Annotated in this window: 3 protein-coding genes; 2 read left to right on the forward strand and 1 reads right to left on the reverse strand. The window is 74.9% G+C overall.

The genetic code is table 11. The features are described from left to right. Nucleotides 1–54 precede the first annotated feature (54 nt). Entirely contained in the window at nucleotides 55–1,362 is a 1,308-nt protein-coding gene (locus ABTZ17_RS36105; RefSeq protein ID WP_352200055.1) for a phosphatase PAP2 family protein, read from the reverse strand. A gap of 364 nt (nucleotides 1,363–1,726) precedes the next feature. Here ABTZ17_RS36105 and ABTZ17_RS36110 point away from each other — a divergent pair, with 364 nt between their 5' ends. After that, nucleotides 1,727–2,821, forward strand: coding sequence for a carboxylate-amine ligase (locus ABTZ17_RS36110; RefSeq protein WP_352200056.1), 1,095 nt, complete (start codon nucleotides 1,727–1,729; stop codon nucleotides 2,819–2,821). Nucleotides 2,822–3,472: 651 nt separating this feature from the next. Beyond that, nucleotides 3,473–5,389 (forward strand): ALF repeat-containing protein (locus tag ABTZ17_RS36115; RefSeq protein WP_352200057.1); only part of this gene is annotated, 1,917 nt, incomplete at its 3' end.

Below are 5,389 nucleotides of genomic sequence, written 5' to 3' on the forward strand. Positions count from 1 at the left end.
GGTGTGCTCTTCCGATCTGGAACCGGCCCCTCGCCCGGCGCGGGCGGGTGCGGGTCAGACCCGCTCGGGCACGGGCGCCTCGCGGCGCGGCTGCGGCAGCTTCACGGCTGCGGCCTTGCGCGCCCAGAGGCGGGTGGTGCGGACGTAGCCGTAGATCACGGAGAGCATGGCCAGGATCAGCAGCGGGCCGAACAGCCACGGGTGGTCGGCCATGACCGTCGGCAGGTAGCGGTACGACAGCAGGTACGCCACGAAGACCGCGGCCCCGTAGGAGACCAGCCAGGTCGCGGAGCGGTCCCAGCCGCAGGCCTGGGCGCGCAGGCCCGCCTCGATGGTGAGGGTGAATACCACGCCCGCGATGATGTCGGCACCGTAGTGGTAGCCGAAGCCGAGGGTCGCGCCCAGGGTGGCGATCAGCCAGAAGGTGCCGAGCCAACGCAGGAGGCGCGGTCCGCTCCGGGAGTGGACGAAGATCGCGGTGGCCCAGGCGGTGTGCAGGCTCGGCATGCAGTTGCGGGGGGTGAACCCGTCGAAGGGCATGGCCTCGGGGGTGCCCAGGGGCGGCGACGTGTGCGGCCACAGGTTCGCGAGGGCCCACTGCCCGCCGTCGGCACCGTAGGCGAAGATCGGCCCGACCACCGGGAAGATCATGTAGATGCCGGGGCCGAGCAGGCCGATCACCAGGAAGGTGCGCACCAGGTGGTGGGCGGGGAACCGGCGCTCGGTGGACACGTTGCGCAGCTGGTACAGGGCGATCGCGACGGCCGCCACGGCGAGCTGGATGTACACCCATTCCAGGACGTGGAAGCCGACGGCCCCGGTGGCCTCGACGATGCGGCCCGCCACCCAGGAGGGGTTGCCGAGCGCGTGGTCGGCGGTGGCCACGTACTGGTCCAGGACGGTCGGCCGGGTCTTGGAGGTGATCAGCAGCCAGGTGTAACCGGTCTTGCGGCCGGCGACGAGGAGCAGGGCCAGCCCGACGCCCTTGAGGAGCAGCGCCCGTTCCCGGCCGGTGCGGCGGGTGAGGGCGAGGACGGCGCAGCCGAGGGTGACCAGCAGGGCGCCGTTGCCGTACATCATCTCGGCCCCGGCCAGCCACCGGACGCCCCAGAAGACCAGGTCGATGCCGATCGCGGCGCCCAGCGCGACGAACCGTTCGCGCCAGGTCAGGACGACCATCATCAGACCCATGCTGGCGTAGAGCACGGTGCCCGACTGGGGAGCGAAGATCACCTCCCGCGACTGGACGGTGATCGGGCCCGGTACGCCGTAGTGGCGTGCGGCGACCTCCAGGGCGACGAGGAACCCGAGCCCCACCGAGGCGACCGCGGCCCACAGGAGGAATCGGGGCCGACGCCACACGGGGGTCGTCTCCCCGCCGTTCGTTCGCGATCCCTCGCGCGATGCCTGAGATATCAAGGTTCCAGCCGCTTTGAATGCATTTCGGATGATCGGAATGAGTCCGAACATGCTAACGGAGGGGGAACCCTCGACCCGTCCCCAGTGACCCCCGTCACGCGGGGCGGCACCGGCCCGCGTGGGGGCCGGGCGACGGTGGGGACCACCGGGACGGAAGGGTCCAGGTGCGGGGATGATCCGGGGGCGACGGGCCGCCCCGGAGTGGGATGCGGCGGCCCGGAAGCGGGCAGGTGCCGGACATGGAGCAAGACGGAACCGGACACGGCACCGGGACCGGGGCCGGGACCGGGCAGGGGGGACGGCGCCGATGACCACGGTCGGGGTCGAGGAGGAGTACCTGCTGGTGGACCCGGTCACCGGACGGCCGGTGCCGGGGCTGGACGCGGTACGGGCCGCGGCCCGCCCCGATCCCGTCACGAAGGACGGTGAGCTTCAGGCAGAGCTCCTCCAGGCCCAGGTGGAAGTGGCGACCCCCGTGTGCGACGGGCTCAGCGAGGTCGGCGGGCACCTGCTGCGGCTGCGCCACGCCGTCGGCTCGGCCGCCGAACGCAGCGGCTGCCGGGCCGCGATGACCGGGGCCGCCCCGCTGATGGCGGCCGCCCCCGTACCCGTCACCCGCCAGGAGCGCTACCTGCGGATGCAGGACCACGCCCCCCGACTGGTGGACGAACAACTCATCAACGGCATGCACGTGCACGTCGGCGTCGAGGACCGGGAAGCGGGCGTGGAAGTGCTCGACCGGATCCGGGTCTGGCTCCCGACCGTCCTGGCGATGGCCGCGAACTCGCCCTTCTGGGACGGCCGCGACACCGGCTTCGCGAGCTGGCGCAGCATCGTCTTCGGACGCTGGCCGGTGGCCGGCCCGACACCGCTCTTCGGCGACGCCACCGCCTACGAGCGCCGGGTCACGGCCCTCGTGGAATCGGGGGCCATCGCCGACGCCGGGCAGCTGTACTGGCAGGCCCGCCTGTCCGAGCGGTACCCGACCGTCGAGGTGCGGTGCGCCGACGTCCAGCTCCGCGCCGACGACGCCGTGATGATCACCGGCCTGGTGCGGGCCCTGGTGGCCACCGCCGTCCGCGAGGCCCGCGCCGGGGCCCCGGCCCCCGAGCTCCCCGACGAGCTGCTGCGCGCCGCGACCTGGCAGGCGGCCCGGCGCGGCCTCGCCGGACCGCTCGTCGGGGCCGACGGTGCCCGCCGCAGCGCCCGGGACTGCGTGGGCGCCCTGATGCGGCACGTCCGAGCCGCCCTGGTGGAGGCCGGGGACAGCCGCGAGGTCTGCCCCCTGGTCCACCGCCTCCTCCGCGACGGCTCCCCCGCCGCCCGCCAGCGCCGTGCCGCCGGCCAGGGCTCCCTCCCCGCCCTCCTCGACCTCGTCACCGTCCAGAGCACGGCCCCCTGAAGCGCGGCGGCCCGCCCGCGCCCGCCCTCGGGCGGGCGCGCCCGAAGCGAACCGCCCTCCGGACGGGGGCGGATGGTACGCGGCCGCGAAAGTGCCCGTCCGGGCTGTGCACCCGGCCACATCGGGACGCACCGACCCCGGTTACCCGGGGGCACCTCGGGGGGCGCAAGGGGCTCCCCGCCCCTCCCCCTCCCCTGAAGCGATGTTTCCGGCCGGCAGGCCGGGCTCCTTTCGCGCCCCTACCGACCCACAAGCGGTATTCCGGCCGAATGATGTCGTGAATTCGCCCCACACTCCGTCGGGTCGGCAATCCGGGTCAAAGGAGCATCAAATTCCGCTTTGACGCGGATGGGGCGATCTCCAAGACTGCCGCCCGACCACCCGTACCCGGGGGAACCGGGGACGGGACGAGCAGGGGCACCGGGAGGGCGGGCGGCGCCGACCGCTCCGGCACGGGGCCGGAGTCCGTCCGGGACCACCCCGGACGAGGGCACCCCGCGCACTGACCCGCGCCCGCACCGCCGGCACCTCCCCGGAGGCAGCCGCGCGCCGCCCTCCTCCCTGCGCGTCGTGGTCCGACCGATCGCACGTCATAGGGGGATTCCCATGTGGGAAAGATTCCGGCCCAGGGCCGGAAGGCCGCGCGCACGCGTGGCCGGCAACGTACGCAGGACCGTCTCCGCGGCGGTCGTCCTGGCGGTGCTCGGCACCGCGACCGGCGAGGCCGCCGCGGCCGTCTCCACGCCGGCTCCGAAGGCTTCGCTGAGCAACACCGTCGGCGCACTCGACCGCCTGGCCGACGCGCTGAAGCCGAAGTCGGCCGCTCCGGCACCGGCCTTCCGCTCCGAGCTGGACCGCATCAGCGACGAACGGGACCGACAGCTGGTCGAGGACTTCGCGGAGTTCGACGAGGAGGAAGAGGTCCGGGAGGCCGCGCGGAAGGCGCTGGAGTCCACGGACCCGAACGCGATCCGCGCGTTCCTGGACCGGGGCGAGGCCGAGGCCCGGCAGCGCGCGAAGGACAAGCGGGCGGACACCGACGTCGCCAACCGCGAGCGGATCACGAAGCTGCGCGGGACCGGCGGGGCGTTCTTCGACGCCGAGGTGGAGCGGGTCCTGAAGGGCACCGCCCAGGACCGGGCGGACTTCCTGGCCTTCGGCGCGGACATCGCCCGGCAACGGGACGAGTCGGAACGCCAGAACGCCCTGAAGCGGGCCGCGGAGAACCGCAAGCGGGTGGAAATGCTCGCCGCGGTGGGCGGCCCCGCGGTCAAGCGGGCCGCGCAGGCCGCCCTGGACTCCGGGAAGGACGCGGTGATCGCGGAGTTCCTGGAGACGGGGTACCAGACGGCGGCCCGGCAGGACGCCGATGACCGTGCCGCCCAGGAGCAGGCCCAGAAGGAGGCACTGGAGGCGGCGGAGAAGCTGCGCGAGCTGGCACGGAAGTCGGCGCTCGCGGCCGCGGCGCGGACCAGGCTCATCGCCGCCCACGGGGACGCGGTCAAGGCCCTCAAGGCGGCCTCGAACGCGATGTCCTCGGCCGCCTCGGCGGCCCGCGAGGCGGACCGGATGCTGGCGGCGGACCGCGCCGGCAAGCGACTGTCGGACTACACGCAGGTGAAGGCCGAGGCGGCCCGCCAGGTGGGGTACGCGGAGGACGCGGCGAAGGCCGCACAGGTCGCCGCGGCCCAGGCGAAGGTCCAGGCCGACGTGCTGGTGGGGACGGGTCTGGAACACGGCACCCAGTGGTCGGAGGTGGCCGCGGGCATCGCGGCGGCCGCCGACGCGGCGGCGAAGGCCGGCCGGACCGCCCAGCACGCCATCGACGCCACCGCCGCGGACGCGGCGGGCCTGAACGCGCAGAACCAGGCCGAGCTGCACGAGGCGCAGGCGAAGAAGTGGCGCGCGAACGCCGAGGAGCAGGCGCGCGCCGCGGCACGGCTGGCCGAGGCCGCCGACAAGCAGGCGAAGATCGCCGCCACCGCCGCCGCCCGGGCCAAGGACGCGCGGATCGCGGCCGAGCAGGCCGAGCGCGAGGCGTGGGAGCACGCCCAGAAGACGCGCGAGGCTCGTCTGGAGGCGCAGCGACAGGCGAAGATCGCCGCCGAGCAGCGCAAGATCGCCGAGCGGGAGCGGGACCTGGCCGCCGCCGCCCGGGCACGGGCCGAGCGGGAGCGGGACATCGCCGCTGCCGCCCGGGCACGGGCCGAGGCCGAGGCCCGGACGGCGTCCGCGGCCCGGGCGCAGGCCCAGGCCGCCGCCGCGACCGCCGCCTCCGCGCGGGCGAGCGCAGAGACGCAGGACGGCATCGCCGCCGAGGCGGACCGACGGGCGCAGACGGAGGAGACCAACGCCCGCAACGCCCGCAACGACGCCGTCGAGGCCGAGCGCAACCACCGCGCCAAGGAAGCCCGGGCGAAGGCCACCGAAGCCCTCGCCGCCTCCGGCCGGGGCACGGTCGACGCCGGCATCGCCCGCGCGGCCGCCGACCAGGCGCGTACGGACGCCGATACCGCGGGAGCGGCCGCAGGCCGGGCCCGCGGTGCCGCGAACACCGCGAGCGGTGCC

Source organism: Streptomyces sp. NPDC097619 (assembly GCF_040302735.1).
In the GTDB taxonomy this organism is placed as follows: Bacteria; Actinomycetota; Actinomycetes; order Streptomycetales; family Streptomycetaceae; genus Streptomyces.